At 71.7% G+C, this 25,876-nt stretch carries 26 protein-coding genes; 15 read left to right on the top strand and 11 right to left on the bottom strand.

The window, feature by feature from the left end:
- Positions 1 to 120: 120 nt before the first annotated feature.
- Both ABGB21_RS03935 and ABGB21_RS03930 read right to left on the bottom strand, forming a co-directional pair.
- Positions 121 to 939: a DUF4230 domain-containing protein gene (locus ABGB21_RS03935; protein ID WP_347652706.1), complete on the bottom strand. Its 819-nt coding sequence runs from the start codon at positions 937 to 939 to the stop codon at positions 121 to 123.
- 152 nt (positions 940 to 1,091) lie between these two features.
- Complete coding sequence (locus ABGB21_RS03930) at positions 1,092 to 1,754, bottom strand: TetR/AcrR family transcriptional regulator (protein ID WP_347652707.1); 663 nt, start codon at positions 1,752 to 1,754, stop codon at positions 1,092 to 1,094.
- A 102-nt stretch (positions 1,755 to 1,856) separates the two neighbouring features.
- Between ABGB21_RS03930 and ABGB21_RS03925 the strand changes: the two genes are divergently transcribed.
- The 6 genes from ABGB21_RS03925 to ABGB21_RS03900 all read left to right on the top strand — a co-directional run bounded on the left by ABGB21_RS03925 (position 1,857) and on the right by ABGB21_RS03900 (position 8,274).
- On the top strand, positions 1,857 to 2,660 hold the full coding sequence (locus tag ABGB21_RS03925) for an acetoacetate decarboxylase family protein (protein ID WP_347652708.1): 804 nt from the start codon (positions 1,857 to 1,859) through the stop codon (positions 2,658 to 2,660).
- Between the two features lie 93 nt (positions 2,661 to 2,753).
- A complete protein-coding gene (locus tag ABGB21_RS03920; RefSeq protein WP_347652709.1) occupies positions 2,754 to 3,899 on the top strand; it encodes a hypothetical protein in 1,146 nt (381 codons plus the stop codon).
- A 56-nt stretch (positions 3,900 to 3,955) separates the two neighbouring features.
- A complete protein-coding gene (locus tag ABGB21_RS03915; RefSeq protein WP_347652710.1) occupies positions 3,956 to 4,849 on the top strand; it encodes a bifunctional 5,10-methylenetetrahydrofolate dehydrogenase/5,10-methenyltetrahydrofolate cyclohydrolase in 894 nt (297 codons plus the stop codon).
- Positions 4,850 to 4,959: 110 nt separating this feature from the next.
- Positions 4,960 to 5,463 (top strand): sigma-70 family RNA polymerase sigma factor, encoded by a 504-nt coding sequence (locus ABGB21_RS03910; protein WP_347652711.1) that lies wholly within the window; start codon positions 4,960 to 4,962, stop codon positions 5,461 to 5,463.
- Positions 5,456 to 6,904: an extracellular solute-binding protein gene (locus ABGB21_RS03905; protein ID WP_347676354.1), complete on the top strand. Its 1,449-nt coding sequence runs from the start codon at positions 5,456 to 5,458 to the stop codon at positions 6,902 to 6,904. The genes ABGB21_RS03910 and ABGB21_RS03905 overlap by 8 nt, the downstream gene beginning before the upstream one ends.
- A 209-nt stretch (positions 6,905 to 7,113) precedes the next feature.
- Positions 7,114 to 8,274, top strand: a complete 1,161-nt coding sequence (locus ABGB21_RS03900; RefSeq protein ID WP_347652713.1) for an endo-1,4-beta-xylanase — start codon at positions 7,114 to 7,116, stop codon at positions 8,272 to 8,274.
- 199 nt (positions 8,275 to 8,473) lie between these two features.
- Here ABGB21_RS03900 and ABGB21_RS03895 read toward each other — a convergent pair whose 3' ends face one another.
- The 3 genes from ABGB21_RS03895 to ABGB21_RS03885 are packed head-to-tail and all read right to left on the bottom strand — an operon-like array spanning position 8,474 to position 10,030.
- Positions 8,474 to 8,803, bottom strand: a complete 330-nt coding sequence (locus ABGB21_RS03895; RefSeq protein WP_347676352.1) for a hypothetical protein — start codon at positions 8,801 to 8,803, stop codon at positions 8,474 to 8,476.
- Complete coding sequence (locus ABGB21_RS03890) at positions 8,800 to 9,222, bottom strand: DUF1622 domain-containing protein (RefSeq protein ID WP_347652715.1); 423 nt, start codon at positions 9,220 to 9,222, stop codon at positions 8,800 to 8,802. The genes ABGB21_RS03895 and ABGB21_RS03890 overlap by 4 nt, the downstream gene beginning before the upstream one ends.
- Before the next feature lie 13 nt (positions 9,223 to 9,235).
- Positions 9,236 to 10,030 (bottom strand): DUF427 domain-containing protein, encoded by a 795-nt coding sequence (locus tag ABGB21_RS03885; RefSeq protein ID WP_347652716.1) that lies wholly within the window; start codon positions 10,028 to 10,030, stop codon positions 9,236 to 9,238.
- A gap of 51 nt (positions 10,031 to 10,081) precedes the next feature.
- Between ABGB21_RS03885 and ABGB21_RS03880 the strand changes: the two genes are divergently transcribed.
- Positions 10,082 to 12,301, top strand: coding sequence for a HEAT repeat domain-containing protein (locus ABGB21_RS03880; RefSeq protein ID WP_347676350.1), 2,220 nt, complete (start codon positions 10,082 to 10,084; stop codon positions 12,299 to 12,301).
- Between the two features lie 106 nt (positions 12,302 to 12,407).
- Positions 12,408 to 13,436, top strand: coding sequence for an ABC transporter substrate-binding protein (locus ABGB21_RS03875; RefSeq protein WP_347676348.1), 1,029 nt, complete (start codon positions 12,408 to 12,410; stop codon positions 13,434 to 13,436).
- 9 nt (positions 13,437 to 13,445) lie between these two features.
- Here the strand turns inward: ABGB21_RS03875 and ABGB21_RS03870 are convergent, their stop codons facing one another.
- From ABGB21_RS03870 to pdxH, 6 genes are all read right to left on the bottom strand, one after another.
- On the bottom strand, positions 13,446 to 14,615 hold the full coding sequence (locus ABGB21_RS03870) for an acyl-CoA dehydrogenase family protein (protein WP_347676346.1): 1,170 nt from the start codon (positions 14,613 to 14,615) through the stop codon (positions 13,446 to 13,448).
- Positions 14,612 to 14,911: a type II toxin-antitoxin system VapB family antitoxin gene (locus ABGB21_RS03865; RefSeq protein ID WP_347652720.1), complete on the bottom strand. Its 300-nt coding sequence runs from the start codon at positions 14,909 to 14,911 to the stop codon at positions 14,612 to 14,614. Before ABGB21_RS03865 ends, ABGB21_RS03870 begins: the two co-directional genes overlap by 4 nt.
- Positions 14,912 to 15,100: 189 nt before the next feature.
- Positions 15,101 to 15,775 (bottom strand): nitroreductase family protein, encoded by a 675-nt coding sequence (locus ABGB21_RS03860; RefSeq protein ID WP_347652721.1) that lies wholly within the window; start codon positions 15,773 to 15,775, stop codon positions 15,101 to 15,103.
- Positions 15,776 to 15,791: 16 nt separating this feature from the next.
- On the bottom strand, positions 15,792 to 16,733 hold the full coding sequence (locus ABGB21_RS03855; RefSeq protein WP_347652722.1) for an aldose 1-epimerase family protein: 942 nt from the start codon (positions 16,731 to 16,733) through the stop codon (positions 15,792 to 15,794).
- 71 nt (positions 16,734 to 16,804) lie between these two features.
- Complete coding sequence (locus ABGB21_RS03850) at positions 16,805 to 18,268, bottom strand: MFS transporter (RefSeq protein ID WP_347652864.1); 1,464 nt, start codon at positions 18,266 to 18,268, stop codon at positions 16,805 to 16,807.
- 50 nt (positions 18,269 to 18,318) lie between these two features.
- Positions 18,319 to 18,978, bottom strand: coding sequence for a pyridoxamine 5'-phosphate oxidase (gene pdxH, locus ABGB21_RS03845; protein ID WP_347676344.1), 660 nt, complete (start codon positions 18,976 to 18,978; stop codon positions 18,319 to 18,321).
- A 273-nt stretch (positions 18,979 to 19,251) separates the two neighbouring features.
- Between pdxH and ABGB21_RS03840 the strand changes: the two genes are divergently transcribed.
- From ABGB21_RS03840 to ABGB21_RS03810, 7 genes are all read left to right on the top strand, one after another.
- On the top strand, positions 19,252 to 20,358 hold the full coding sequence (locus ABGB21_RS03840) for a citrate synthase 2 (protein WP_347652724.1): 1,107 nt from the start codon (positions 19,252 to 19,254) through the stop codon (positions 20,356 to 20,358).
- Between the two features lie 211 nt (positions 20,359 to 20,569).
- Entirely contained in the window at positions 20,570 to 21,697 is a 1,128-nt protein-coding gene (gene serC, locus ABGB21_RS03835) for a phosphoserine transaminase (protein WP_347652726.1), read from the top strand.
- A gap of 231 nt (positions 21,698 to 21,928) precedes the next feature.
- Entirely contained in the window at positions 21,929 to 22,990 is a 1,062-nt protein-coding gene (sepH, locus tag ABGB21_RS03830) for a septation protein SepH (RefSeq protein WP_347652727.1), read from the top strand.
- A 353-nt stretch (positions 22,991 to 23,343) separates the two neighbouring features.
- Positions 23,344 to 23,631: a hypothetical protein gene (locus ABGB21_RS03825; protein ID WP_347652728.1), complete on the top strand. Its 288-nt coding sequence runs from the start codon at positions 23,344 to 23,346 to the stop codon at positions 23,629 to 23,631.
- The gene (locus ABGB21_RS03820; protein ID WP_347652729.1) at positions 23,628 to 25,028 is read left to right on the top strand and encodes a hypothetical protein; all 1,401 of its coding nucleotides are present in this window, start codon (positions 23,628 to 23,630) and stop codon (positions 25,026 to 25,028) included. Before ABGB21_RS03825 ends, ABGB21_RS03820 begins: the two co-directional genes overlap by 4 nt.
- Positions 25,029 to 25,059: 31 nt before the next feature.
- Complete coding sequence (locus ABGB21_RS03815; protein ID WP_347652730.1) at positions 25,060 to 25,569, top strand: hypothetical protein; 510 nt, start codon at positions 25,060 to 25,062, stop codon at positions 25,567 to 25,569.
- A gap of 27 nt (positions 25,570 to 25,596) precedes the next feature.
- Complete coding sequence (locus ABGB21_RS03810; protein WP_347652731.1) at positions 25,597 to 25,851, top strand: hypothetical protein; 255 nt, start codon at positions 25,597 to 25,599, stop codon at positions 25,849 to 25,851.
- Positions 25,852 to 25,876: the final 25 nt, after the last annotated feature.

Genomic DNA, 25,876 nt, shown 5'->3' with positions numbered 1-25,876 from the left:
GCTGCCTCGGCACCCGAATTTCCTGTCGCGGCGATCGCCGACCGCGACGGCGGCCACCAACAGTAACGGCGGCGCGGGTTGACCCGCGCCGCCGTCAGGCGTTCGATCGTCCGGAAGGTGCTACGGCTGGGTGTAGGTGATGGTGATCTTCTCGTAGCCGAGCGAGCGGAGCAGCTGCTCCAGCATCTTCCGGGTGTTCTCCTGGGCCCGCTCACCGAGCCCGCTGCTCTTCGCCGACTCCGCGATCTTCTGCTCGGCCTTGAGGTAGGTCTCGCGCTGCCGGTTCGGGTCGCCGCCGAAGACCTCGCCGAGCCGGTTGAGGATGCCCCGGTCCTCGGCGAAGACGTAGCTGCGTTCCAGGTCGAGGTTGACCTGGCCGAGCTGCGGCGCCGGCAGCTTGATCTCGACCGACTTCTGGTCCGGTGCCTGGACGATCGCCCCCTCGCCGAGTTGCCCGAAGTCGACGTACGCGTCGACGGTGCCGGCGCCGACGAACAGGGTGCGTTCGCCGAGCAGGAAGTCGGGGACGTAGCGGCGGTTCTGCTCGAGGTCGACGACGACCTCGAAGTTGCCCTCGGCCGCGACGTACCGGCTGAGGTCCTGGATCGACTTCAGCAGTGGCGGCTGGCTGCGGTCGGTCTGCTCCTTGGTGAACGGGTTGCGCCAGTCCGGCAGGATGCCGCTGATCTGTGCGCCGAGCGCCAGCACCGCGACCAGGCCGATGACGCCGACCAGGACGAGGATGCCGCGCCCCCACCCGCCGCCGCCGGACGGCTGCAGCTCGGTGGTGGTGTGGTCGGTGGCGGGCCGTGCGGCGTCGAACGGCGTCGTGTCGCCCTCACTCGCCCAGGGGTCGGTCGGGACAGCCGGCGCAGCCTGCCCCTTCGCGTACCCGGGAACCTCACGCGTGGGCTCGTTGACATCACCTGGTCGGGACATCGCGCCCTCACCGTCCTTGTCAGAGAAGTACCTGAATCAAACGGTACGGCCCTGGTACGACACCCGCGAGTCGGATCTGCCCGCCTTCGCCCGCCGTCACGTTTGCCCAGCTCAACGTCGAGTCGCGCGGGATGCCCATCGGCCGACCGGGCTCAGTCCGGGGTGGCCGTACCAACGGTGAGCGCGGACGCGGACGCGAAGACGAGGTCGACCAGGCGTTCGGCGAGGTTGTCGTCGAGCGACGCGCCGACCATGAGCCGGCGGTACAGGACGGTGCCGGCCCAGAGGTCCTGCACCAGGTCGGTGTCGAGATCGGCCGGCAGGTCGCCGCGCGCGACCCCACGGCGCAACGCGACCGCGATGTTCTCCCGCTTGCGGCGCAGGAACCCCTCCCGGAAGCCCGCCATCAGCTCGGGATTGGGCAGCAGTCCGGCGGCGAGCGCGGGCAGCGCGGTCGCCAGGTCCTCGTTGGCGTAGTTGTCGATCGTCATGTCGACGGCCCGACGCAGTTCGGCCCGGGTGTCACCCAGGTCGGGAATCTCGTCACCCCGGAAGATCTCGGCGAGCGCGTCGGCGAGCAGCGTCTCCTTGTTCGGCCACCAGCGGTAGATCGTCGACTTGCCGACCCCGGCGGTCGCCGCGACGGCCTCGATGGTGAGGGCGGCGTAGCCCTGCCGGGCCAGGACGTCCCGCGCCGCACCCAGGATCTTCGAGGCCGAGCGCGGGCCGGCGGCCGAGCGGGAGGCCGCTGACGGGCGCGAACCGGTTGACGGGCGCGAGCCGGTTGGCGCCCCTGAGTTGGCTGACGACTGCATGAGCAGAACGATACGTAGCGTTTCACTTTTCGGTCAAGGCGTGTTACGGTCTCCCTCGAACGAAACGATACGTCGCGTATCGTTTGCCGGAAGGAGCACGTCATGCAGGGCTACACCGTTCCCCTCTCCCCTCGCGGCGAAGCCAACCTGGCCGCCACCCCGCCGTGGAGCTACGCCGGCACCGCCATCGGTCTCGAGTTCTTCACCGACCCGGAGGCCGCCCAGGCGACGCTTCCCGCCGGCCTCACCCTCGACCCGGACAGCGCCGGACGCGGCGTCGCGATGTTCGTCGACTGGCAGTACTCCGGCACCGACCGGGAGTACCTCGACCCGGCCCGCGCCCAGTACCACGAGTTCCTCGTCCTGCTCGACGCCCGCTGGAACGACGACACCCCGGTGGCCTGGTGCCCGTACATCTACGTCGACAACGACGCCGCCCTGGCCCGCGGCTGGATCCAGGGCTTCCCGAAGAAGCTCGGCAGCATCCACCAGACCCGCGCCTTCCCGACCGGTGGACCCGCCACCCCGGCGGTGGCGCCCGGCGGCGAGTTCGCCGCCACCGCCTCCGCCGCCGGACAGCGGATCGCCGAGGCCCGGGTCACCCTCCGGCAGCCGGTCGAGAACCCCGCCGCCCTCTTCGGTGGTCGGCCGGTCGTCAACCTGCGCTACTTTCCCCGACTCGCCAAGGGGCGGTACGACCAGCCGGCGGTCCACGAACTCGTCCTCGCGGTCCTCGACGACGTGCACGTCGCCGAGGCGTGGGCCGGCAACGGCGAACTGGCATTCCCGCCCGCCCACGGCGAGGAACTGGCCGACCTGGCCGTACGGCGTACCGGCACCGGCTTCCGCCTCTCGCTCGGCTACACGGTGAACGACCTGACCACCCTCGTCGACTACACCCGCTGAACCGGGGCGGCACCTGCCCGCCGACCCGCCCCACCTGCCGACCAGTCCGATCCGCCGCCCTGGCTGCCGACCCCGACCCGAAGGACAAACCCCATGCGTACCCCGTCCGCTGAACCCACCCCGGACCCGACACCGCCCACCGGACGGGCCAGCTTCGTCGCCGAACTACGCGACGCGGTCAGCCCGCGCACCATCTCGCTGGTCGTCGCCGTCCTGGCCGTGCAGCTGGGATTTGTCCTGTCCTACATCGGCGCCTTCCACGCGCCCAAACCCCGGCACATCCCGGTCGCGGTCGTCGCCCCCGCCCAAGTCTCCGACCAGCTCGTCACCCAGCTGGACAACCTGCCCGACGAGCCGCTGCGGGCCCGTCCGGTGACCGACGAGGCGCGGGCCCGTACCCTCATCCTCGACCGCACCGTCGACGCCGCGATCGTCGTCGACCCCCGCAGCAGCACCGACACCCTGCTGGTCGCCTCGGCCGCCGGCCCCGCGGTCTCCGCCACCACCCAGCAGATCGCCGAGACGATCGAGGCCCAGCAGCACCGGCAGGTGCGGGTCACCGACCTGCGCCCGCCGGACGCCGGCGACGGTCGCGGGATGTCCTCGTTCTATCTCGCCCTCGGCTGGATCGTCGGTGGTTACCTCGCCGCCGCCATCCTCGGCATGGCCGCCGGAGCCCGCCCGGCCAACCCGCACCGCACCATCGTCCGGCTCGGTGTGCTCGCGCTGTACGCGGTCGCCTCCGGCCTCGGCGGCGCCCTGATCGCCGGCCCGGTCATGGGCGCGCTCAGCGGCCACCTGCTCGAACTGTGGGCGATCGGCGCACTCACGGTCTTTGCCTCCGCCGCCGTCACGGTCGCCCTCCAGACCCTGCTGGGCGTCATCGGCATCGGCGCCGCGGTGGTCCTCTTCGTGGTGCTCGGCAACCCCAGCGCCGGCGGCGCCTACCCGCACGTGCTGCTGCCGCCGTTCTGGCGCGCGATCGGCTCCTGGCTGCCGCCTGGCGCCGCCACCACCGCCGTCCGCAACACCGTCTACTTCGCCGGTCACGCCATCGCCCAGTCGCTGACGGTGCTCGCCGGCTACGCCGTCCTCGGCATCGCCACCGCCGTCGTCGCCGCCGCCCTCCACCGCCGCCGCGCCCGGCATCCGGACCCGTCCCGGAGTACGCTGGCGGCGGCGGTTCCGCGACTGGCGCGCAGGTGGAGCACCACCGGGGAACGGACCGCCCGGACTTGAACTCCGTCGCCGTACGCCTGGGTGCCGGGGCTTTCCCGTTGTCGAGAGGAAGCCCCGTGACCCTGACCCAGAACCCGACCCACACCGCCCGTCTGCTGCCCGGAGGCCCGGTCGCCGAGGCGGTCCTCGACTCCGTCGCCGCCCGGGTCACCGCACTGCGGTCGGCCGGGGTGGTACCGAGCCTGGCGACGATCCTGGTCGGCGACGACCCGGCCAGCGCCGGCTACATCCGGATGAAGCAGCAGCGGGCCGCCGACCTCGGCTTCGCCTCCCCGCACACCCACCTGCCGGCCAGCGCCACCCAGGCCGACCTGGTACGGGCGATCGAGGCGTACAACGCCGACCCGGACGTGCACGCGATCCTGGTCCAGCATCCCACCCCGGCACACCTCGACTATCCGGCGGCGATCCTCGCCATCGACCCGGCGAAGGACGTCGACGGGCTGCACCCGGAGAACCTGGGCCGGCTCGCGGTCGGGCTGCCCGGCCCGGTGCCCTGCACCCCGGCCGGGATCGAGGCACTGCTCGCCTTCCACCAGATCCCGGTCGTCGGCCGGGACGTGGTCGTCCTCGGTCGGGGTACGACCCTCGGGCGTCCGCTCTCCCTGCTGCTCAGCCAGAAGCGGGCGACCGCCGACGCGGCGGTGACCGTGGTGCACAGTGGCGTACCCGGCTGGGAGCGGCACACCCGGCGGGCCGACATCGTGGTCGCCGCGGTCGGCGTACCCGGGATCGTCCGGCCGGAGCACCTGCGGCCCGGCGCGGTCGCGATCGGCGGTGGGGTCCGGTACGAGGGGCGTCGGCTCCTGCCGGACCTGGACGAGTCGTGCGCGACGGTGGCCGGCGCGATCACGCCCCGGGTCGGCGGGGTCGGCCCGACCACGGTCGCGATGCTCTTCCGCAACGCGGTCGAGCTCGCCGAGCGGCAGACCGGCCGGCACGCCGGCTGAGCGGTCGGGTAGGGCCCTTCCTCGACGAAACGCGACAGCAGGGGCCCTTCCCTACACTCGGACGGATCGACGGCGTTCGGCGTCTGTGGTCCGACAGGAGGGAACCGGCGATGGCCGATGGTGCCTTCAGCGACTCCGAGGAGTTCGCTCGGGCGCGCCTGGACGCACTGCGGCGGTTCGCGTACCTGATCAGCGGCAGCGTGGCCGAGGCGGACGACCTGGCCCAGATCGCGGTGGTCGAGGTCTGGCAGCGCTGGCGCAAGGCGCGGGAGAATCCCGAGGCGTACGCCCGGCAGGTCATCGTGACCCGCAACGTCAGCCGGTGGCGGCGGTGGCGGCGGGAGGTCCCGACCGACGAGGTGGACCACCGTCCGGACGACCCGGCCGGGGCGGTGGTCAGCAACGGCGCGCTGTGGCAGGCGTTGCAGGAGCTCGGCAAACCCGAACGCACCGTCGTGGTCCTGCATGTGCTCTACCGCTACACGTTCAGCGAGATCGCCGGGATCTGCGGCGAGCCGCCGGGCACGGTATCCAGCCGGTACGCGCGAGCCAGACGTGCCCTGCGGGCGCATCTGGGGGAGGTCCGGCCGACGATTCGGAGCGTACGTGGTTGACGAGACTGGTTCGACCGACGATCGGCGGCTCGCCGAGGAACTGGCCGCCACGCTGTCGGAGGCGCAGGCCGCGCTGCCGGCGGCCGGCCCGGAGACGTTGACGGTGATCCGCCGCCGCTACCGACGTGGCCAGCGGCGGCGGGCCGGCCTGGCCAGCGTGGCGGCGGCGGTCCTGGTGCTCGCGGTGACCCTGACCGGCACGCAGCTGATCCGGGGCGGCGGCCTGGGCGCCCCACCCGCGAACGACGGGGACGCGACGATCCGGGTCTGGGCGATCACCCCGCCGGTCCGGGACTCCGCCCTGCAGGAGCTGGTCGAGCGGTACGGCGAGGAGACCGGCGTACGGGTGGAGCTGACCCTGTACGGCAACGAGGAGTACAAGCAACGGCTGCGGGGCGTCGGCGAGGATCCGGCCGGCCCGGACGTTTTTGTCAGCTGGGGCGGGGCGGAGCTGGCCCGGCTCGCCCGGACCGGCCGGTTGCTGGACCTGACCGGGCCGCTGCGGGAGCGGCCCGGGGTGGCCGAGCGGTTCCTGCCGGACGTGCTCGCCGGTGGCGCGGTCGACGGCCGCCAGTACGGGCTGCCGATGAGCGGTACGCATCCAGTGGTGCTCTTCTACAACCGGGACGTCTTCGCCCGGGCCGATCTGCGGCCTCCCCGCACCTATGCCGAGTTGCTCCAGCTGGTGGACCGGTTCTCCGCGAACGGGACCATTCCGTTGACCCTCGGCGGCGCTCAGGGCTGGACCGAGTTGATGTACGTGATGTACCTCGCGGAGCGGATCGGCGGCCCGGGTACGACGGCGGACGTCGCCGCCGGCCGGCCGGATGCCTGGACGAAGCCGGCCGTGCTGCAGGCCCTGCGCGAGGCCCGGGACCTCGCCGAACGGGGTGCCTTCGGCGCCGACTTCGCGTCGATCGGCTACGACGACGGCACGGCGGGTCGGCGTCTGGCCAGCGGGGAGGCCGCGATGCAGTTGATGGGGACCTGGGAGTATCCGACCCAGCTCGGCCGGGACTCCAACTTTGTCCTCGACGGCCGGCTCGGCTGGGTGCCGTTCCCGGCGGTGGCCGGTGGGGTCGGTGACCCGGCGGACCTGGTCGGCGTGCCGGCGCAGTACTTCTCGGTGGCCGGGCACAGCCGGCACCGGGCGGCGGCGGTCGACTTCGTCCGGGCGGTCGCCGGTGACGCGTACCTGGACGACCTGGTCGCCGACGGTGAGGTGCCGCCGGTGGTCGACGCGGCGACCCGGTTGCGGGGCAGTACGCACGCCGAGTTCACCACCTCGATCTCGGAGTTGGTGGCCCGGGCGCCGTCGTACGGACTGGCCTGGGATCAGGCGGTGGACCCGGAGACGGCGTCGAAACTCAACACCAACCTGCGGCGGCTGTTCCGGTCGGAGTTGACCGCCGAGCAGTTCGCGGCGTTGATGTCCAACTAGGACGATACCCGATAACATTCACGTGACCTGATGGCAAGCTTCAGATCTTCATCAGAGATGTCGGATCTCTGACAGTGCGGGGTGCAGCAATTCGACGCCCGGCGCGCGTTCGAGGGGAGATCCGCGCGTACCCGTCCCCGGCACGCGCGTCGCCGTCGGCCACTCCGGTGGTCGGCGTCGAACCCCCACCCCTGGAGGTTTCGCTCGACATGAAGAAGCTCCGGATAATGGTCGCCGGCGTGCTCACCGCCGGCGCGCTCTACGCGGTCGGGCCCTCGTCCGCCACGGCCGCGCCGACCCAGGCACTCGTGCCCACCGGTCAGACGTTGGCGACCGGCGGCTGGCACGCCCCCACACCGGTCACCACCGACCTGCCGCTGCGGGTGCTGGCCAAGAAGCACGGTCTCGGCTTCGGTACGGCGATCGACGTCAACAACCTGACCAACGACGCCGTCTACCGGGAGCTGGCGGCCAAGGAATTCTCCGCGGTCACCGCCGAGAACGCCATGAAGTGGGAGAGCCTGGAGCCGACCCGCGGCACGTACAACTGGGGCCCCGCCGACGAGTTGGTCGAGTTCGCCCGGCGCAACGGGCAGAAGGTCCACGGTCACACCCTGCTCTGGCACAGCCAGCTTCCCGCCTGGCTGAGCAACGGCGTCGCCGACGGCTCGATCACCCCGGCCGAACTGCGCACCATCGTCCGTAACCACGTCACCACCGTGGTGAAGCGCTACAAGGGCAAGGTCCGGGCCTGGGACGTGGTCAACGAGGCGTTCACCGACGGCGACGCGCCGGTGCTCCGGGACACCATCTTCCGCCAGCACCTCGGCGAGAACTACATCGCCGACGCGCTGCGCTGGGCACACGCCGCCGACCCGAGGGCCAAGCTCTTCCTCAACGACTACGCGATCGACAACATCAACCCGAAGAGCACGGCCTACTACGAGCTGGCCAAGCAGCTGCGCAAGCAGCGGGTGCCGCTGCACGGCCAGGGCTTCCAGGGCCACCTGGACCTGCAGTACCCGCTGCCGATCGACGCCCCGCAGAACCTGGCCCGCTTCGACAAGCTCGGTCTGGAGACCGCGTTCACCGAGGTCGACGTCCGGTTCTTCCTGCCGGTCGACACGTACAAGGAGGCCGGCCAGGTCGGCAGCTTCAACACGCTGCTCCAGGCCTGCCTGCTCACCCCGAAGTGCGTGATGTTCACCGTCTGGGGCTTCACCGACAAGTACAGCTGGGTCCCCGGCTTCTTCGAGGGCCAGGGCGCGGCCACCCCGATGGACGAGAACTTCCAGCCCAAGGCCGCGTACCGGGGCCTGCAGCAGGTCCTCGCCGTCGCCGCCGATCCGAACAGCAGGCGCGGCTTCTGACGGACCGACCGGGGACGGGCGAGGCCCAGGCCCGTCCCCGGTCGGTCACCACCCGTGCGGACCCTGCCGACCGGCGGACTCCGTACCGACCAGCACCACCCCCCACCGGTGTCGGCCAACGCGTCCCGACCCCACCGGTGCTCGGCCCCGGCCCGGCCCCAACCCGGACCGGGGCCGAGCGCGTCCCCGGCCCACGTACTCACCCCGGCCCGCCCGGGCTCGTTTCGTCGGCCCCGCCCGGCCGGTCCACGCGATGACCGGTGCCGAACAGGGCTTTCGCCCCGCCCGGTCGCTCCGTACGGTGACCGCTGCCGAGCAGGGCCGTCGAGACGAGCTGACGCAGGGCGACGACCACCGCCGCCGCCGCCAGGTCCGTCCAGGTCTGCGCGGCGGACAACCGGATCAACCCGACGGCGGTCAGCAGGTCGAGCAGTATCCGCAGCGCGATACGCCACGAGCGGGCGGTCAGCAGCACCACCGCCGCGGTGCCCAGCGCCACCGCGGTGAGCAGGGTCGTCCACGGTTTCATCGCCGGTCCACACCGGAGCGACCGGATGACCCGGACCGGCTGGGACCGGGCCGGGCAGGGTGGCCCGCATCGGCCGGGGTGCCGAGTTGCCGCTGCTCCCGCTCGATCTCCCGACGCAGGAAGTAGTTCAACGCGGTCCGGATGGTAGCGATCGCGGCCAGCCTGCCGAGCTGCCCGAAGCTCGGCGAGACGGCGGTCCGGAGAATGTCCGCGGCGAGCTGGAACTCCAGCCCCAGGGTCAGGAAGCGACCCAACGACAGTCGGATCGGCGTGAAGACGGCGGCGGAACGGTAGCGGAGGCCGGAGACGACAAACCGGCCCGCCGTCCAGACCGCACCGACGAAGATGACCGCGGCACCGACCGCCTCGACGACGACGACCAGTACCTCGACGACGCGGCCCAGCAGTTCCTCGGACACCGGGATCGCGGCGTCACTTCGACCAGCGGGTCTGCGGCCGGGGCAGCCGTTTCCCGTCGACGACGAGGTCGACCTTCTCGTTGAAGAAGCAGACCATTCCGGCGATCGGCTGCAGCAGGTGGCTCGGGAAGTCGTACGCCCAGGCGACGTCCTCGTGGAGGGTGTCGCCGATCCGCACCGACCAGTAGTTGCTGGTCCGGCCGGTGTACGGGCAGGCGGTCACGGTCTCGGTCGGAATCAGCCGGCCCAGGTGCACCTCGGCCCGGTTCAGGTAGAAGCGGGTCGGTACGCCGGTCTCGAAGACCAGCACCGGGGACCGGGTCTCGGCCAGCAGCTCACCGTTGAGCTCGACCCGTACGTGCCGGGTCGAACGCAGCGCGTCGACCCGGGTGTACGGGTCCCGGGGGTGGACGAAGACCTCCTCGTCCTCCTCGAACCAGGTGTCGAGGGCCTGCCAGTCGATCCGCACCATGTTCACCAGCCCCTCCTTCGAGGGGTCGATGTGCACCCGGACGACACCGGCCCGGTAGTTGTCGCCGACCCGGAGGCCGTACTGCCGGGCCGATCCGAGTTTGAACTCCTCGATGTCGTGCTCGTCGACCAGGAAGTCCTGACGGATGTCGTCCAACGGGACGTAGTAGTGCGGATAGTGCGACCACTCCCAGACGTACTTGGCGTGCGTGGTGTCCAGCACCCACTCGCCGTTCAGGATCCCGCGGATCCGCCGGGGGGCGGGCTCGATGTGGTCGACCGGAACCAGCACCCGGGGAAAGTCGGGCGAAGCCATCGTCTGGGGTTCGTCGGACACGACACGCGGCTACCCCGCACCCCGAGCCTTAATCCCCTACAGTTCCGGCCCATGCCGCTCACCGCGATCAACGACGTCGACTGGACCGGGCTGACCCACGCCTACGGGCCGGCAGGGGACGTACCGGACATGCTGCGCGGGCTCGCCGCCGGGGAGCCGGAGCAGGTCGAGCAGGCCTGGGACGAGGTCGTCAGCAGCCTCTTCCACCAGGGCACGGTCTATTCGGCCACGGTTCCGGCGGTCCGGTTCCTGGTCGCGCTGGCCCGGGCCGGATCGCCGCGCCGCTCCGCGATCGTCGCCCTGGTCGGCATGCTCGCCGATCCCGCGCACACGGACGGTGACAGCGCCGACCAGGTGCAGGCGGCGGTACGGGCCGAGGCCGACCGGCTCCGCCCGCTGCTGGCCGACCCGGATCCGACCGTCCGGGGCCACGCCGCCTACGCGCTGGCCCAGTGCGGTGACGTGGTGCCGGTCGGGGTGCTACGGGACCGTCTCGACGTGGAGGAGTCCCCGGGCGCCCGGGCCTCGCTGCTGCTCGCGCTCGGCCTGCGCGACCCGGCCGGCTCCGCCGAACTGCTCGGGCACGCCGTCACCCAGGGCCCGCCCCCGGTACGGTTGGCCGCCGCGCTCGCGATGCTCCGGGCGGGCCTCGCCGGGCCGACCGGAGGCACGGCTTCCCTCGCCGAGGCGTTTCGCGCCGACGGGGACGAACATCCCGGGTACGGCGGGCAGGCCGAGGCTTTCTCGCCCTGGCTGTCGCACGGATCCGTGCTGGACGAGGTTGTCCGGGACGCGTCCGCCGAGGTCGCCGCCGACCTGTCGGGCCGACTGCTCGCCGCGCCGGCTCCGACGGTCCGGAGCGCCGCGATCTGGGCGTTGGGCGAGCGGGTCGAGAAACAGCGTTCGGCTCCCGAACGGTTCGTGCCGCTGCTGGCCCCGACCCTGGACGATCCGGTGTCCGAGGTCCGCGAAGCCGCCGTCTGGGCGCTGCGCCGCGCGGGACGGACGGCCGGTGTCTTCGCCGACCGCCTGGCCCGGATCGCCGCCCGTTTTCCGATGGTGGCCGGCAACCATGGCACCGCCGAGCAGCACGCGCTGGAGACGCTCGCCCTGCTCGACGATCCGCGCTGGCTGGATCCGCTCTGCGCGGCCTGGGCCGCCGGGCGCGAGGTCTGGTTCCCCTCGACCGGACTCTGGTGCTCCCCGGCGAACCTGGCGGCGGTACGCCACCAGCTCCGCGAACTGGCCGCGACCACGGGCAGCGCGGCCGACCCGGGCAGCGCAGCCGACCCGGCCGACGCCGAAACACCGGCAACGGCCGATGCCGGTGGCGCCGTCGTCCGGGGCCTCGCCGGGCTCCTCGCCGGCTGGAGTACGACCGGCTCGGGTACGGCCGGAGGGGTCACCGGCTGGCGACCGTCCGCCGCCGAGGCCGGCCCGGAGTTGCGGGCGGTGCTGTCGCTGGCGCCAAGGCTGGTCTCCCGGACCCTCGCCCTGCTCAGGATCGCCGACGCGGCCACCGAACCGTACCTGCGGACCGCGGCGCTCGACGGCGACCTGCACTGTGCCGTCGAACTGTGGCGGCTCAACGGTGACGCCGGCCCGTTGCTGACCGCCCTGGAGCCCCACGTGACCAAGGGAGGCAACCGGCTGGGCTGGGAGCTGCCGACGGCGGCCCGGGCCGCCGAGGCGCTCGGCCCGCTGGTACCCCGACTGCGCCACCGGCTCACCGGCACCGCTGCCGACATCTACCCGGACCGGGAGGTGCAGATCGCCACGGCCCGGATCGTCTGGCGCAACGGTGGCGACCCGGCCGAGGTGCTGCCGACGCTCGTCGCGATCCTGGACGCCCGCAGCCCGTGGGCGGACACCGGGGGCGGTCCGGCCCAGGCCGCCGTCGCCCTCGCCGCCGACCTGGGTGCGGTCGACGATCAGGCCCGAAAGGTCCTGCTGCCGTCGCTGCGGAGGCTGCTCGCCGACGGCGTGGCCCGGGTCGCCGCCGCCCGGGCGCTCTGGCTGCTCGGCGAGCCGCGTACCGAACTGGTGCCGGCGCTGCTCGACGCGGTCCGGGAGTGGTACGCCGACCCGGCGGGGGTGGCCCTGCTTGTGGAGATGGTTGCGGTCGAGGCGGTTCCCGGCCTGACCGGGCTCGCCGATGCCGAGGAACGACTTCGTCCGTCGACCGGCGGAAGCGCCGACGACACGGTCTGGGCGGACGAGTGGTTCCGGGAGGTGCTGCGTACGGCGGTGGCTCGACTCTCACCCGCTTGACAGTTCCGACTTAGGTCAGGCTAACCTAAGGCCCGCTGGTCGCCGCACCACCGCGCCACGGGTCGTACCGCCACGCCATCCGCGTCAGTTCGAGGAGCCATCCGCCATGCCCCACAGTCGTACCCTCAGCCGCCGGAACCTGCTCGGCGCGGCCGGCGCCCTCGGCCTCGGCGCCCTGCTCACCGCCTGCGGCGGGAACGACAGCGGGTCGGGCGGCTCCGGATCGGCCCCGGGCGGCGGCCCGTGGAGCTTCACCGACGACCGGGGCCAGCAGGTGAAGACCGACGCCCGGCCGCAGCGGGTGGTCGCGTTCACCGGCACCGCCGCCGCACTCCACGACTTCGGTGTCACCGACCAGCTCGTCGGGGTCTTCGGCCCGACCACCCTGCCGGACGGCCGGCCGGACGTACAGGCCGGTGACCTGGACGTCAGCCGGCTGACCGTGATCGGCAACGTCTGGGGCGAGTTCAACATCGAGAAGTACGCGGCACTCCGGCCCGACCTGCTGGTCACCCACCAGTACGAGGAGGGCGCGCTCTGGTACGTACCGGACGAGAGCAAGGACAAGATCGCCCCGCTGGCGCCGAGCGTCGCACTGGTCGCCTCCCGGGCGCCACTCGACACGGTGATCGGTCGGCACGCCGAACTCGCCGCCGCGCTCGGCGCCGACCTGACCGCGCCGAAGGTCACCGACGCCAAGGCCCGGTTCGAGGCCGCCGCCGCCAGCATCCGCCAGGCAGTGGCGGAGAAGCCGGGGCTCAGGGTGCTCGCCTGCTCGGCCTCCGCCGACCTCTTCTACGCCTCGAACCCGGGCGTCAACTCCGACATCCTCTACTACAGGTCTCTCGGGGTGGACGTCGTCGTGCCGGACAAGCTCGACAGCCTCGGCTACTTCGAGGGCCTGAGCTGGGAAAACGCCGACAAGTACCCGGCCGACCTGCTGCTGCTGGACAACCGCAGTTCCACACTGCAGCCGAAGGACCTGACCAGCAAGCCGACCTGGAACCAGCTCCCGGCGGTCCGGGCGAACCAGATCGTCGGCTGGAACAGCGAACCCCGGTTCTCGTACGCCGGCAGTGCCGCCGCCCTGGAGACCCTGGCGAACGCCATCCGCGGCGCCAAGAAGGTGGTCTGACCCGGAGTCTCAGCCGGTGAAGGCGGAGATGCCGGTCAGCCGCTGCCCGATGACCAGTTGGTGGACCTCCGAGGTGCCCTCGTAGGTCAGCACACTCTCCAGGTTGTTGGCGTGCCGGAGCAGCGGATACTCCCCGCTGATCCCGTTCGCGCCGAGGATCGTCCGGCACTGCCGGGCGATCGCCAACGCCTCCCGTACGTTGTTGAGCTTGCCGACGCTGACCTGCTCCGGACGGAGCCGGCCGGCGTCGGCGAGCCGACCCAGGTGCAGCGCCAGCAGGTAGCCCTTCTGCAGCTCGACCGCCATGTCGGCGAGCTTGGCCTGGGTGAGCTGGAAACCGGCGATCGGTCGACCGAACTGCTCCCGGGTGGTGGCGTACTCCAGCGCGGTGTGCAGGCAGTCCCGGGCCGCGCCGAGCGCACCCCAGACGATGCCGAACCGCGCCTCGGTCAGACAGCTCAGCGGGGCCTTCAACCCGACCGCCCCGGGCAGTTGCGCCTCGGCCGGCAGCCGGACGTCGTCGAGCACGATCTCACCGGTCGAGGAGGCGCGCAGCGACATCTTCCGCCGGATCTCCCGCGCCGTCACCCCGGGCGTGCTCATCGGTACGACAAAACCCCGCACCCCGTCGTCGGTACGGGCCCAGATCACCGCGACGTCGGCGACCGGCGCGTTGGTGATCCACATCTTGCCGCCGTCGAGCACCCAGTCGGTGCCGTCCCGCCGCGCCCGGGTGGTCATCGAGGCCGGATCGGAGCCGTGGTCCGGCTCGGTCAGCCCGAAGCAGCCGACCGTCGTACCGGCCGCCATCGACGGCAGCCACCGCTGTTTCTGCTCCTCCGAGCCGTACCGCCAGATGGCGTACATGGCGAGCGAGCCCTGCACCGAGGCGAGCGACCGGACGCCGGAGTCACCGGCCTCCAGTTCCAGGCAGGCCAGCCCGTACGCGGTCGCCGAGGCACCGGCACAGCCGTACCCGGTCAGGTGCATGCCGAGCAGCCCGACCCGGCCGAACTCGGCGGCCAGTTCCCGGACCGGTGCCCGGCCCTGCTCGTACCAGTCGGCGACGTACGGACGGACCCGGCTCGCGACCAGTTCGCGGACGACGTCGCGGATCCCCCGCTCCTCGGCGGTCAGCGCGTCGTCCAGGTCGAGCAGTTCCAACGGGTAGGTGGTCATGACGCCGGCAGCACCAGGACCCGGGCGTGGATCTGGTTGCGTTGCTGGAGCGCGGCACGCAGCGCCCGGTGCAGCCCGTCCTCCAGATAGAGGTGCCCGCCCCACTGCACGACGTGCGGAAACAGGTCGCCGTAGAAAGTGGAGTCCTCGGCGAGCAGCTTGTCGAGGGCGAGTTCCCGCTTGGTCGTGATGAGCTGGTCGAGGCGCAGCGGACGTGGCGGGATCTCTGCCCACTGCTTCAACGTGAGCCCGTGGTCCGGGTACGGTCGCCCGTCCCGAACCGCTTTGAAGATCACGACGGCACGCTCCCCTCCCCATGGCCGTGCTGGCCTGACCCCTTGCGTTTCCACCCCGGCGGCCCGCCCCGGCGCAAGCCGCAGATTGCAAATGACGCCCGTCAGCCTAGCGACCCCGTACGACCTCGTGGTTTGTCCGCCGATGTCAGTTTCGTTACTACCTCCGGTAGCGCACCTGACTGCTCTCGGTCAATCTGTCACGCCGCCCCAGCGCCCCCGGTGCACCACCTCGGCCACCGGCCGGCGACCCCGGCGCAACGAACCCGACCGGTGGTCCGGCGCCGGGTAACCGACCGTGACCGCGCCGATCGGGGTGAACCGGTCCGGCACCCCGAACGCCTCCCGGAACGCACCGACCCGTTCCACCGGCAGCCCGAAGAAGCACGCCCCGAGCCCCTCGTCCACCGCGGTCAACAGCATCAACAGGGCGGCGAACCCGGTGTCGACGTACCAGTACGGGACCGGCCAGCGGGCCTCGTCCCGGTCGGTCCAGCCCTTGTCCGGCTCGGCGTACCGGTCCAGGTACGCCTCCCGACTCGCGTGCGGCACGACGATCACCGGCGCCCGCCGCATCCCGGTCAACCACCGGCCCGGTGCGGGAAAGGCACCCTTCCTGTCGTTTCCGGTAGCGGAGGAGCCCCTTCCCGACACCTCGGGGCGGGCCTGTGGGCTGGTCACCGTCCAGAACCGGTCCCGGTCCGCCGGCTCGGTCAGCACCAGGAACGACCAGCCCTGGGAGAAACCGGCGGACGGCGCCCGTACGGCGTGGTCGAGCAACCGGTCCACCACCTCCGGCGGCACCGGCCGGTCCGGGTCGTAGTTGCGGACCATCCGACGCCGCCGGACCACCGCCGAGAACTCCATCCGGCCGTCCCGTCGCTCAGGCGCCCGGGCGGATGCCCCAGGCCGCCCGCCAGGTCTGCCCCGGTTCGAGGACGATCACGTCCTTGCCGGACCGGAACGCGTCCGGTGGGCAGGTCATCGGCTCCACCGCCACCGAACGGCGGTGCCGGTCGCCGGTCAGGGTGTCTCCGGTGAAGACCTGCCACCAGCCGAACGAGGCGTCGGCCCAGATACTCACCGCCGCCGAGGAGTCCGGCGCGGCCAGCGTGACGCTGGAACCGGCCGCGTCGACCTGGTCCGGGTCCAGGTCACCGAAGGCGAGGTCGAGCACCGCCGGACCGATCCGGCGCGGCGCGGTGAAGTCGTACTCGCCGCCGGCGACCTTGACCGCACCGACCGGCAGGAGCCGCCCGTCCAGCATCAGCCGGTTGCGGCCCGGCACCCGCAGCAGCAGGTCGTCCACCGGCACCCCGGGCAACCGCAGGTACGGGTGCACCGAGAAGCCGAACGGGGCCGGTTCCCGCCCCACGTTTGTCACCTCGTGTTCGGCCCGCAGCCCGTCCGCGCCGACCCGCCACTCGGTCTGCAGCTCCAGCGGCCACGGGTAACCCGGCTGGGCGGGCATCTCGCAGCGGATCACCACGCTGTCGGAGCGCTGCGACACCAGCCGCCAGGGCTGCCAGTTCACCAGTCCGTGGATCGCGACGTGCCGTTCCGGCTCGGTCAACGTCAGCTGCAACGACCGGTCCCCGAAGGTGTACCGGCCGTCCCGGATCCGGTTCGGCCAGGGTGCCAGGATCTGCCCCGCCGAGCCGGGGGCCAGCTCGTCCTCGCCGTACGCGTCGACGTAGTCGACCCCGTCCGCCCGGTACGCCCGCAGCCCTCCGCCGACCTCAACCACCACCGCCTCGTGGCCGTCCGCCGAGATGGTCCACTGTGTACCGGAAAGCGGTCGGGCCGCCGTCCTGACGTCTTCCATGTGCTGCTCCTAGGTCGGCCGCGCCCGACAGGAGGTGCGGTGCGGCTCGGTTGCTGATCGGACGATAGCCGCTAGCCGGACGTGGCGCCGGGCCGCCCGGACGGCACGCCGGGCTGGTCCGCCGGCCGCCTCGGAACAGGCGCGCCCGGACCGGGCACGGCGGGCGGTTCGGCCGGACCGGAGGCGGCAGGCAGATCGCCCGGACCGGGAACGGCGGACGAATTGGCCGGACCGGAGGCGGCGGGCAGATTGCCCGGTCCAGGCACGGCACCGGCGACGGGCTCCACCGGATCGTCGGCGACCGGGGCGCGGTAGCGGCGCAGCGCTGGGAAGAGCAGCCCGAGCAGTACCGCCAGCACCGCCGCCGCGAAGGCACTGCCGGACCAGGCGGCGCCGACCCCCCACACGCTCGCCATCGACCCGGACCGCAGGTCACCGAGGCGCGGCCCGCCGGCGACCACGGTGATGTTGACGCCCTGCAGCCGGCCGCGCAGCCGGTCCGGGGCGTACACCTGGAGCATGGACTGCCGGAAGACGGAGCTGACCAGGTCGGCGGCGCCGGCCAGGACCAGCAGCCCGACCACCAGCCAGAGCTGGTGGGCCAGCCCGGCGGCGGCGATCGCCAGACTCCACCCGACCACCGCGATGATCAGGCCGAGGCCCTGGCGGCTGATCCGGTTGATCCAGCCGGAGGTGAGCCCGCCGAGTACGGAGCCGATCGCGATCGCGCTGTACAGCCAGCCGATCGCCGCCCCACCACCGAACCGTTCGGTGGCGACCTCGGGGAAGAGTGCCCGGGGCATCGCGAAGGCCATCGCGATGATGTCGATGGCGAAGGAGAGCGCCAGCACCGGCGTACCGACGAGGTAGCGCAGCCCGTCCGAGATGCTGCGCAGGCCGGCCCGGCGCGGCTGCGTGGCGTCGTCCCCGTCGAGGATCGGCGGCATCGGCGGCAGCCGGTAGGTGGCCCACAGCGACACGGTGAACAGCAGCGCGTCGGCGCCGTACGCGATCGGGAGCGCCGCCTCGACCGAGGCCACCGAGAAGACCACGCCGCTGATCAGTGGCCCGACGACCGCACCGAAGGTGCTGGTGGTGAAGCCCAGGGTGTTCGCCGCCGGGACCAGGGTCGGCGGCACCAGGCGGGCGATGATCGCCTGCCGGGCGGGCGAACTGATCGCGAACGCCGTCGTCTGCAGCGCGACCAGGACCAGCAGCAGGACCGGGCTGCCGACCCGGAACAGTGCCTGGAGCAGCAGGCCGAGGGTGGCCAGCCACATCAGTACCGAGCTGGCGAGCAGCAGTCGTCGGCGGTCCATCGCGTCCGCGATCGCACCGCCCCAGAGCCCGAAGATCAACAGTGGGACGAACCCGGCGATGCCCAGCAGCCCGACCCAGAACGACTCGTCGGTCAGCGCGTACATCTCCACCGGCACCGCGACCGCGGTGAGCTGGAGACCGAACGTCGACACCGCGGTGCCGATCCAGAGCCGCCGGTACGCCGGCACCCGCAGCGGTCGTACGTCGATCGCCATCCGGGCGAACCGACCACGACCATCCCCCGTGATCTTGCTGTTACCGCTGCTCAAGGCGCCAACCGCTCAATGGTCCAATGCTGTGTACCGGACCGACGGTAGCGCAGTCGATCGTGCAACCGGCTGGCCCGCCCCTGCCAGAACTCCACCGACTCCGGCACCACCCGCAGCCCGCCCCAGTGCGGTGGCGGCGGCACCGGCGTACCCTCCGGGAACCGCTCGACGACCGCCCGGAACCGGTCGTCGAGCACCGTCCGGTCCGCCAGCACCTCCGACTGCGGACTGGCCCAGGCCCCCAGCTGGGAACCCCGGGGCCGGCTGGCGAAGTACGCCTCGGTCTCCGCCCGGTCCACCGGTGTCACCGTGCCGCAGATCACCACCTGCCGCTGCATCGGAAACCACGGGAAGAGCAGACTCGCGGACGGGTTGGCCCGCGCCTCGGTGCCCTTACGGGACCCGTAGTTGGTGTAGAAGACCAGCCCGCGCTCGTCGTACCCCTTGAGCAGGACCGTCCGGGAGCTGGGCCGCCCCCGCCCGTCGGCGGTCGAGACCACCATCGCGTTCGGTTCCGGCAGCCCGGCCGCGACCGCGTCGGCGAACCAGCGGTGGAACTGGGTCCACCAGTCGCCGGCCAGGTCGGCTCGGGACAGCCCGCCCGTCGTCGGGTACTCCTGGCGTAGTTCCGCAGGTGGCACCGTCTCCCCCACCACGTCCCTCTCCTCCCTCACCCGGCCGGCCCCCGGCCGCCGCCCGCCGACGGTACGCCCGGACCACGACGCCCCGGCCGGCGACGGTACGCCGATCCCGGGTGACGGACGTGTCGCGGACAGCACAACCCGGGCCACTCGCAAGTTAGTTACCCAGCAGGCAAGATGGCACGAATACATCCCTGAGTACGCCGGAGGCTCCAGCCCGACACACCCGAAACGCCGGGCGCACCGGGAACGAGCCCCGAGAGCACGGACGACGATCCAGGAGCGCGCATGTCCGACTTCAAACCGGGGCTGGAAGGTGTGATCGCCTTCGAGACCGCAATCGCCGAGCCTGACCGGGAAGGAGGGGCGCTGCGGTATCGGGGCGTCGACATCGAGGACCTGATAGGCCAGGTCTCCTTCGCCAACGTCTGGGCGCTGCTCGTCGACGGCCGGTTCGGTCCCGGCCTGCCGCCGGCCGAGCCGTTCCCGGTACCGGTGCACTCCGGCGACATCCGGGTCGACGTGCAGTCCGCGGTGGCGATGCTCGCCCCGTACTGGGGACTGAGCCAGCTCCTCGACATCTCCGACGAGCAGGCCCGCGAGGACCTCGCCCGGGTCTCGGTCACCGCGCTCTCCTTCGTCGCCCAGTCGGCCCGGGGTCTCGGCCTGCCGGCGGTGCCGCAGAAGGAGATCGACAAGGCGTCCACCATCGTCGAGCGGTTCATGAAGCGCTGGCGCGGCGAGCCCGACCCCCGGCACGTCAAGGCGGTCGACGCGTACTTCATCTCGGCCGCCGAGCACGGCATGAACGCCTCCACCTTCACCGCCCGGATCGTCGCGTCGACCGGCGCGGACGCCGCCGCCTGCATCTCCTCCGGCATCGGCGCGCTCTCCGGCCCGCTGCACGGCGGCGCGCCGTCCCGGGTACTGGAGATGATCGAGGCTGTCGAGCGCAGCGGTGACGCCGAGGGGTATGTCAAGAACCTGCTCGACCGGGGTGAGCGGCTGATGGGCTTCGGGCACCGGGTCTACCGGGCCGAGGACCCGCGCGCCCGGGTGCTCCGCCGCACCGCCAAGGAACTCGGCGCCCCCCGGCTGGAGGTCGCCGAGGCGCTGGAGAAGGCCGCGTTGGCCGAACTGCAGGCCCGCAAGCCGGATCGGGTGCTCGCCACCAACGTCGAGTTCTGGTCCGCCGTGGTGCTCGACTTCGCCGAGGTACCGGCGCACATGTTCACCTCGATGTTCACCTGCGCCCGGGTGGCCGGCTGGTCCGCGCACATCCTGGAGCAGAAGAAGCTCGGCCGGCTGGTCCGGCCGTCCGCCAAGTACGTCGGCAACGGCCCGCGCAAGCCGAGCGAGGTCGAGGGCTGGACCGCGATCCCGCACAACGCCTGAGGTGTTAGGAAGGGGCCCTTCCTGAAGAGAAAACGATAGGAGGGGCCTTCCTGACCGGGCAGCCCGGATATGTGGGGCACGCCTCAGTGGGCACGATGGGATAGCCCGACCGACCGGACAGGACGGGTGCGAGGATGGTCGGGCGGCAGCGTCGCCGGATAAACCGCTCGGCACCCGGGCTCCTCGGCCCATCGGAAGGATCTTCGCAACCGTGGCTGACGTATCGACCATTCGGATCCCAGACGAGATCAAACCCGCTGACGGCCGGTTCGGCTGCGGCCCGTCCAAGGTGCGTCCGGCCGCGGTCTCCGCGCTCGCGGACGTCGCCACGACGTACCTCGGCACCTCGCACCGGCAGAAGACCGTGCGTGACCAGGTCGCCCGGCTGCGTCGCGGCATCGCCGAGTTCTTCTCCCTGCCCGAGGGCTACGAGGTGATCGTCGGCAACGGCGGCGCCACCGCGTTCTGGGAGGTCGCCACCTTCGGGCTGGTCCGCGACCGGGCCCAGTTCGCCAGCTTCGGCGAGTTCGGCGCCAAGTTCGCCAAGTCCGTCTCCGACGCGCCGTTCCTCGGCGAGCCCACCGTGCGCAAGGCCGACCCGGGCAGCGCCCCGACCCTGGTCGCCGAGGCCGGCGTCGACGTCTACGCCACCCCGCACAACGAGACCTCGACCGGGGTCGCGGTGCCGATCCGCCGGGTCGCCGGGGCCGACGACGACGCGCTGCTGCTGGTCGACGCGACCTCCGGCGCGGGCGGCCTGGACGTCGACGTGCGCGAGAGCGACGTCTACTACTTCGCCCCGCAGAAGTGCTTCGGCTCCGACGGCGGGATCTGGCTGGCCCTGATGTCGCCGGCCGCGCTGGCCCGGGCCACCGAGATCAAGCAGTCCGGTCGCTACATCCCGGCCTTCCTCGACCTGGTCACCGCGATCGACAACTCGCGGCTGGAGCAGACGTACAACACGCCGGCGCTGGCCACCGTCTTCCTGGCCGCCGAGCAGACCGACTGGATGAACGCACAGGGCGGGCTGGCCTGGGCCGCCAAGCGCACCGCCGAGAGCGCCGCCATCGTGTACGGCTGGGCCGAGCGCTCCACCGTGGCCACCCCGTTCGTGACCGATCCGGCGCTGCGCTCCAACGTGGTCGCCACGATCGACTTCGCCGAGGGCGTGGATGCGACCGCGATCGCCAAGGCGCTGCGGGCGAACGGCATCGTGGACACCGAGCCGTACCGGAAGCTGGGCCGCAACCAGCTGCGGATCGCGCTCTTCCCGGCGGTCGAGCCGGCCGACGTGGAGGCCCTGACCGCCTGCGTCGACCACGTGGTCGAGCGGCTCTGAGGCCCGCCACCGGGCGGCGCGGGAACGCCGGCCTCCGGGTCGGATGGTCGTACCGACCACCCGACCCGGTCGGCCGGGGCAGCGGAACCGATTGATCAATTGGTCCAGCTCACCCGCGACATGCGGGCGTGGCTCTCCCCACCGGGTGACGAACCGGCGTACCGTGTCACAAGGACGCCCGGGTGGCTGACCTGTGGCGTGGGGCCAGCGAGGCGGGACGGAGGCAACGCGATGCGGCCAGTACGCTTCGTCGCCCTCTCCGAGGACGGCCAGGCCATGGTGCTCACCGACGAGGTGGGCCGCCTTCTCGCGCTCCCGATCGACGAACGGGTGCAGACCGTCCTGCACGGTGACCCCAGCAGCCCGACCCTGACCGCAGTCGGCAGCGGCACCGACCCGATGCCGTCGCTGTCCCCCCGGGACATCCAGGCCCGGATCCGGGCCGGCGAGTCCGCCGAGGACGTGGCCCGGATCGCCGGCGTGCCGGTCGACCGGGTGCTGCGGTACGCCGGGCCGGTGCTCCAGGAGCGGGCGATGCTCGCCCAGCACGCCCGACGGAGCCGGCTGAAGAACGCCGAGAACCCGACCCCGCTCGCCGAGATCGTCGACGGCCGGCTCTCCCAGCACGGCATCGACACCGAGAAGATCTCCTGGGACGCCTACCGGCGGGACGACGGGACGTGGCGGATCGTCGCGACCTGGCCGTCCGGCAAGGCGACCGCCCAGGCAGTCTGGGACCTCGACAAGACCCGGCAGGCGGTCACCCCGCACGACGACATGGCGCAATATCTCTGCGCCGAGCGGCCCGCGCCGCTGCTCGGCCAGGAGCCGGCGCCGGAGCGGAGCGGGCACGCCCTGCCCGGTCCGTCCCGGGTGGAGCCGGGTCGTGGCGGGCACGGCCTGCCCACCGCCAGCGACCTGCCCCGGCCCGGCCGGGACCCGATCCGGGCCGGCCGGGACGCACTGCTCGCCTCGCTCGACCGTCCGCTCGGCTCCAACGCCGGCCGGGGTCTCGAACCGGCCGCCTCGATGGCGCCGGAGACGCCCCGGCAGCGGCCGGTGGTCGGCGGCGCCGCCGCGCTGCTCGGCGGTGGTCCCGGTTCCGCCTTCGACGACGACTCCGACGCCCCGAAGGAGGTCCCGGCCGTACCGTCGCTGGCGGTGCTGCGGCCCCGACGCACCTCCGGGCCGGGCGGCGAGGGCGGCGACGCGGCGGGCAAGCCCCGCAAGCGGCTGCCGAGCTGGGACGACGTGCTCTTCGGCGGCGGCCCGGCGGCGCGGGAGAGTTCCTGAGCCACGGCTGTCGGGGGCGGAGGCAACCCGTCCCGTGAGTCTGCGGTTCCGAACGCGCCGCCAGCGTCGGCCTTTTCCTCATCGAGCTGCTCGGGCTCGGCATCTCCGGTCTCGGTGGCAGCGGCGGATGGCCAACGGCCGCGTGCCGTCCTCGGCCAAGGGCCACCGCTTCCTGTCGTGGGACTGATCGCCCGCTTCCCGCCAGGCTGAGGGCTCACCATCCCGAGGCTCCGAGGCGGACGAGCCCTCCCTGGACTGCTGAGCCGCCCGACCGGATCGAGGTCGACCCAGGCTTGCCACCTTTCGGTACCGTGTCGGTCGATGACCGACCCAGAGGGCGGGGGCCACGGACTGTGAGCGGATTCGAGGTCCAGATCGAACAGCTGCGGAAGGCGGCCACAGCAGCGGGATCCGCTGCGGAGCAGGCCAGGGCGGTGAACCCGGGTGCCGGCCTGGAGACCATCGCGACAGGCCTGCCAGGTGGCACCGCGGCATCGAGCGCGCCCACTCTGGCGTCGACGTTCAACCAGCGCGCGAAGAGATGGGCTGACGAGATCGACCGATGGAGCGGATCGGTCGCCTCGGCCGCGAAAAAATACTCCGAAAGTGACGAAGCGGCCAAGAAGGCTTTCGGGATATGACTGTCAGCTACGACGACGTCCGCAAATGGGACGCCAAGGCGCTGGACACGTCAGCCACCAACCTGCACGGGCGGAAAAACAAGATCATCGAGCTGCAGGACGAGCTCGACGACGCCCGGAAGTTGCCCAACTGGAACGGCACCGCAGGCGAGAACGCCCGCAATTCGCTGGGAACCACCCGGAACAACGCCGAGATCCTGGTCGCTGAACTGGCCGCCGTCGAGCGAGCCCTGCAGAACGCCGCGGACGACGTACACACGCTGAAGAACCGAGTCGCCAACAACGACTCCCTCGCCGACACCTACCAGTTCCGCATTGCCGCTGACGGCGCGATCGTGGACACCAAGCCCGCCGACCCTCCGCCAACGTCGCGGTTCGAGGCCGAGGACCGGGCCGAGGCCCAACGGTACCGCGAAACCATCAGGCAGCAGCTGGCGCAGGAAACCACGGCGATCCTCACCACGGCGAACAACATCGACACCACTCTCGCCCGGGTGATGCAACTCGCGCAGGACCGTAAGGTCAGCGACCACGACGCGACCACCCTGGCCGGCGCCAACAAGGGCGGGGACATCGACGCCCAGGTGGTCGACATGGAGCAGTCGCTGCGTGACGCCGGGCTGTTGACCGGGCCACCCGTCTCCGGCCACTACCGACAGTGGCTGGAGAACGCCGTGCGTCGAGGCGTCTCGATCGACACCATCAAGAAGATCGTCGCCGAACACCACATCACCCCGGAGGACTTCAAGGTCCTCGACGGATTGGAAGAGATCCGCGAGGACGAGGACGGCGACGGAATCTTCAAGTCGTACTTCCTGTTGCCGACCGACATCAGCGGGGACGATGCGGCCAAGGCGGTGCGGATGACCTACCTCATGAACGCGGGCACCGACTACGGCACCGAGGGCGAGAAGACCGACTTCGCACCGACCCCGTACGGGTCCGAGGAACTGCGGCGAATCACCGAACGGCAACGGGAGAACTCCTGGAGCTACGACGAAGATGTGGGATTCGTACACGGCAACGGTGGGCGGTTGGTGACCACCCCGAACGGCATGATGATGGGCCTGGGCGGGAACCTCATCCAGGACCAGTTCAGCCAGCAGGGCGGGACGGCATGGGGCGACACGTTCATGCTGAACATCGACGACCCGGAAGACCCGGCGCAACAGTTGCGACAGGTGGTGAGGTCGGGCCACGCATGGTACGAAGGCGATGACGGCCCATACCAGGGTGCTCTCGACGCCGACCGACTGCTGCACCACGAGGAACGCCACTCCCAGCAGTGGGCGCGGGAAGGCCACCCGGGCTTCCTCGCCTCCTACGTGTGGGAACAGGTCACCGGCGGCAACGAGACCGAGGAAGACGCGGGGCTTTCCGATGGTGGATATCACTAGACGGCTGCGCGTCGCCTGCGCTGCCCTACTGGTGGCGACGACGATCGCGGCGTGTGACACCAGATCGCGGTTCGAGCCGTCGCTGCCGCCGGCGGCCGGATTCCGCGTCGCCGACGGCGTCCTGAAGTTGTGGACGGGAACCCCCTGCTCCGGCGTCATCCGCCTGACGTTGATTTTCGACACCGGCACCCAGGGGAGTGCGGAGCAGGTGTGGACCGCACCGCAGCCGGGAGTGACGGTCGAGCGCATGGACCTGCTCGCCACGGTCGGGGGATCCTCCCCGGACACCGGCGGACCTCTCCAAGTCCAGAAACCGCTGCCCGCGGACTACGACTGGACGAGGGCACGCTGGATCAACTTTTCCGTTGACGGCCCGAAGGCGTTCGGTGCCAGGGTCGACGTCGCCCAGGTGCTGCGCGAATCGGCCGAGCACCCGTCCGGAAGCTACCTGTTCGGTCAGCGCGGCTGGATGGACGCGTCGGACGTTCAACGCGAAAACCAGAAGTCGTTCCTCACAGTCTGCACTCCCGAACCGGGTTGATGCCGGCACGATCCAGTGGAGCCAGACATGGACACACCGGATGGCCCTTCCCGCACAGGTTTCCCACGGGCAGCGCTCCGGCGCGTCGTGCTCGGCGCGTTTGCCTGCGTCGCCATGGTGATCGTGCTGCTCGTGGCCGAGGTGGTGCTCAGCGCCCTCGGATTGTCCTCCGATCCGCACGGCTACGCAGCGTTCGCAGGAATCCTGTTCTCGGCGGTCCTGACACCGGTCGCGCTCGTACTGTGGCTGCTGTACCGATCAATGCGGCGACGCGGCAACTAACGGGCGCTCGACCTACCCGGCGCTC

Source organism: Plantactinospora sp. B24E8, from assembly GCF_039871735.1.
Lineage (GTDB): Bacteria > Actinomycetota > Actinomycetes > Mycobacteriales > Micromonosporaceae > Plantactinospora.
Note: the sequence above shows the minus strand (reverse complement) of the source record. Positions and strands in the feature narration are given on the sequence as shown.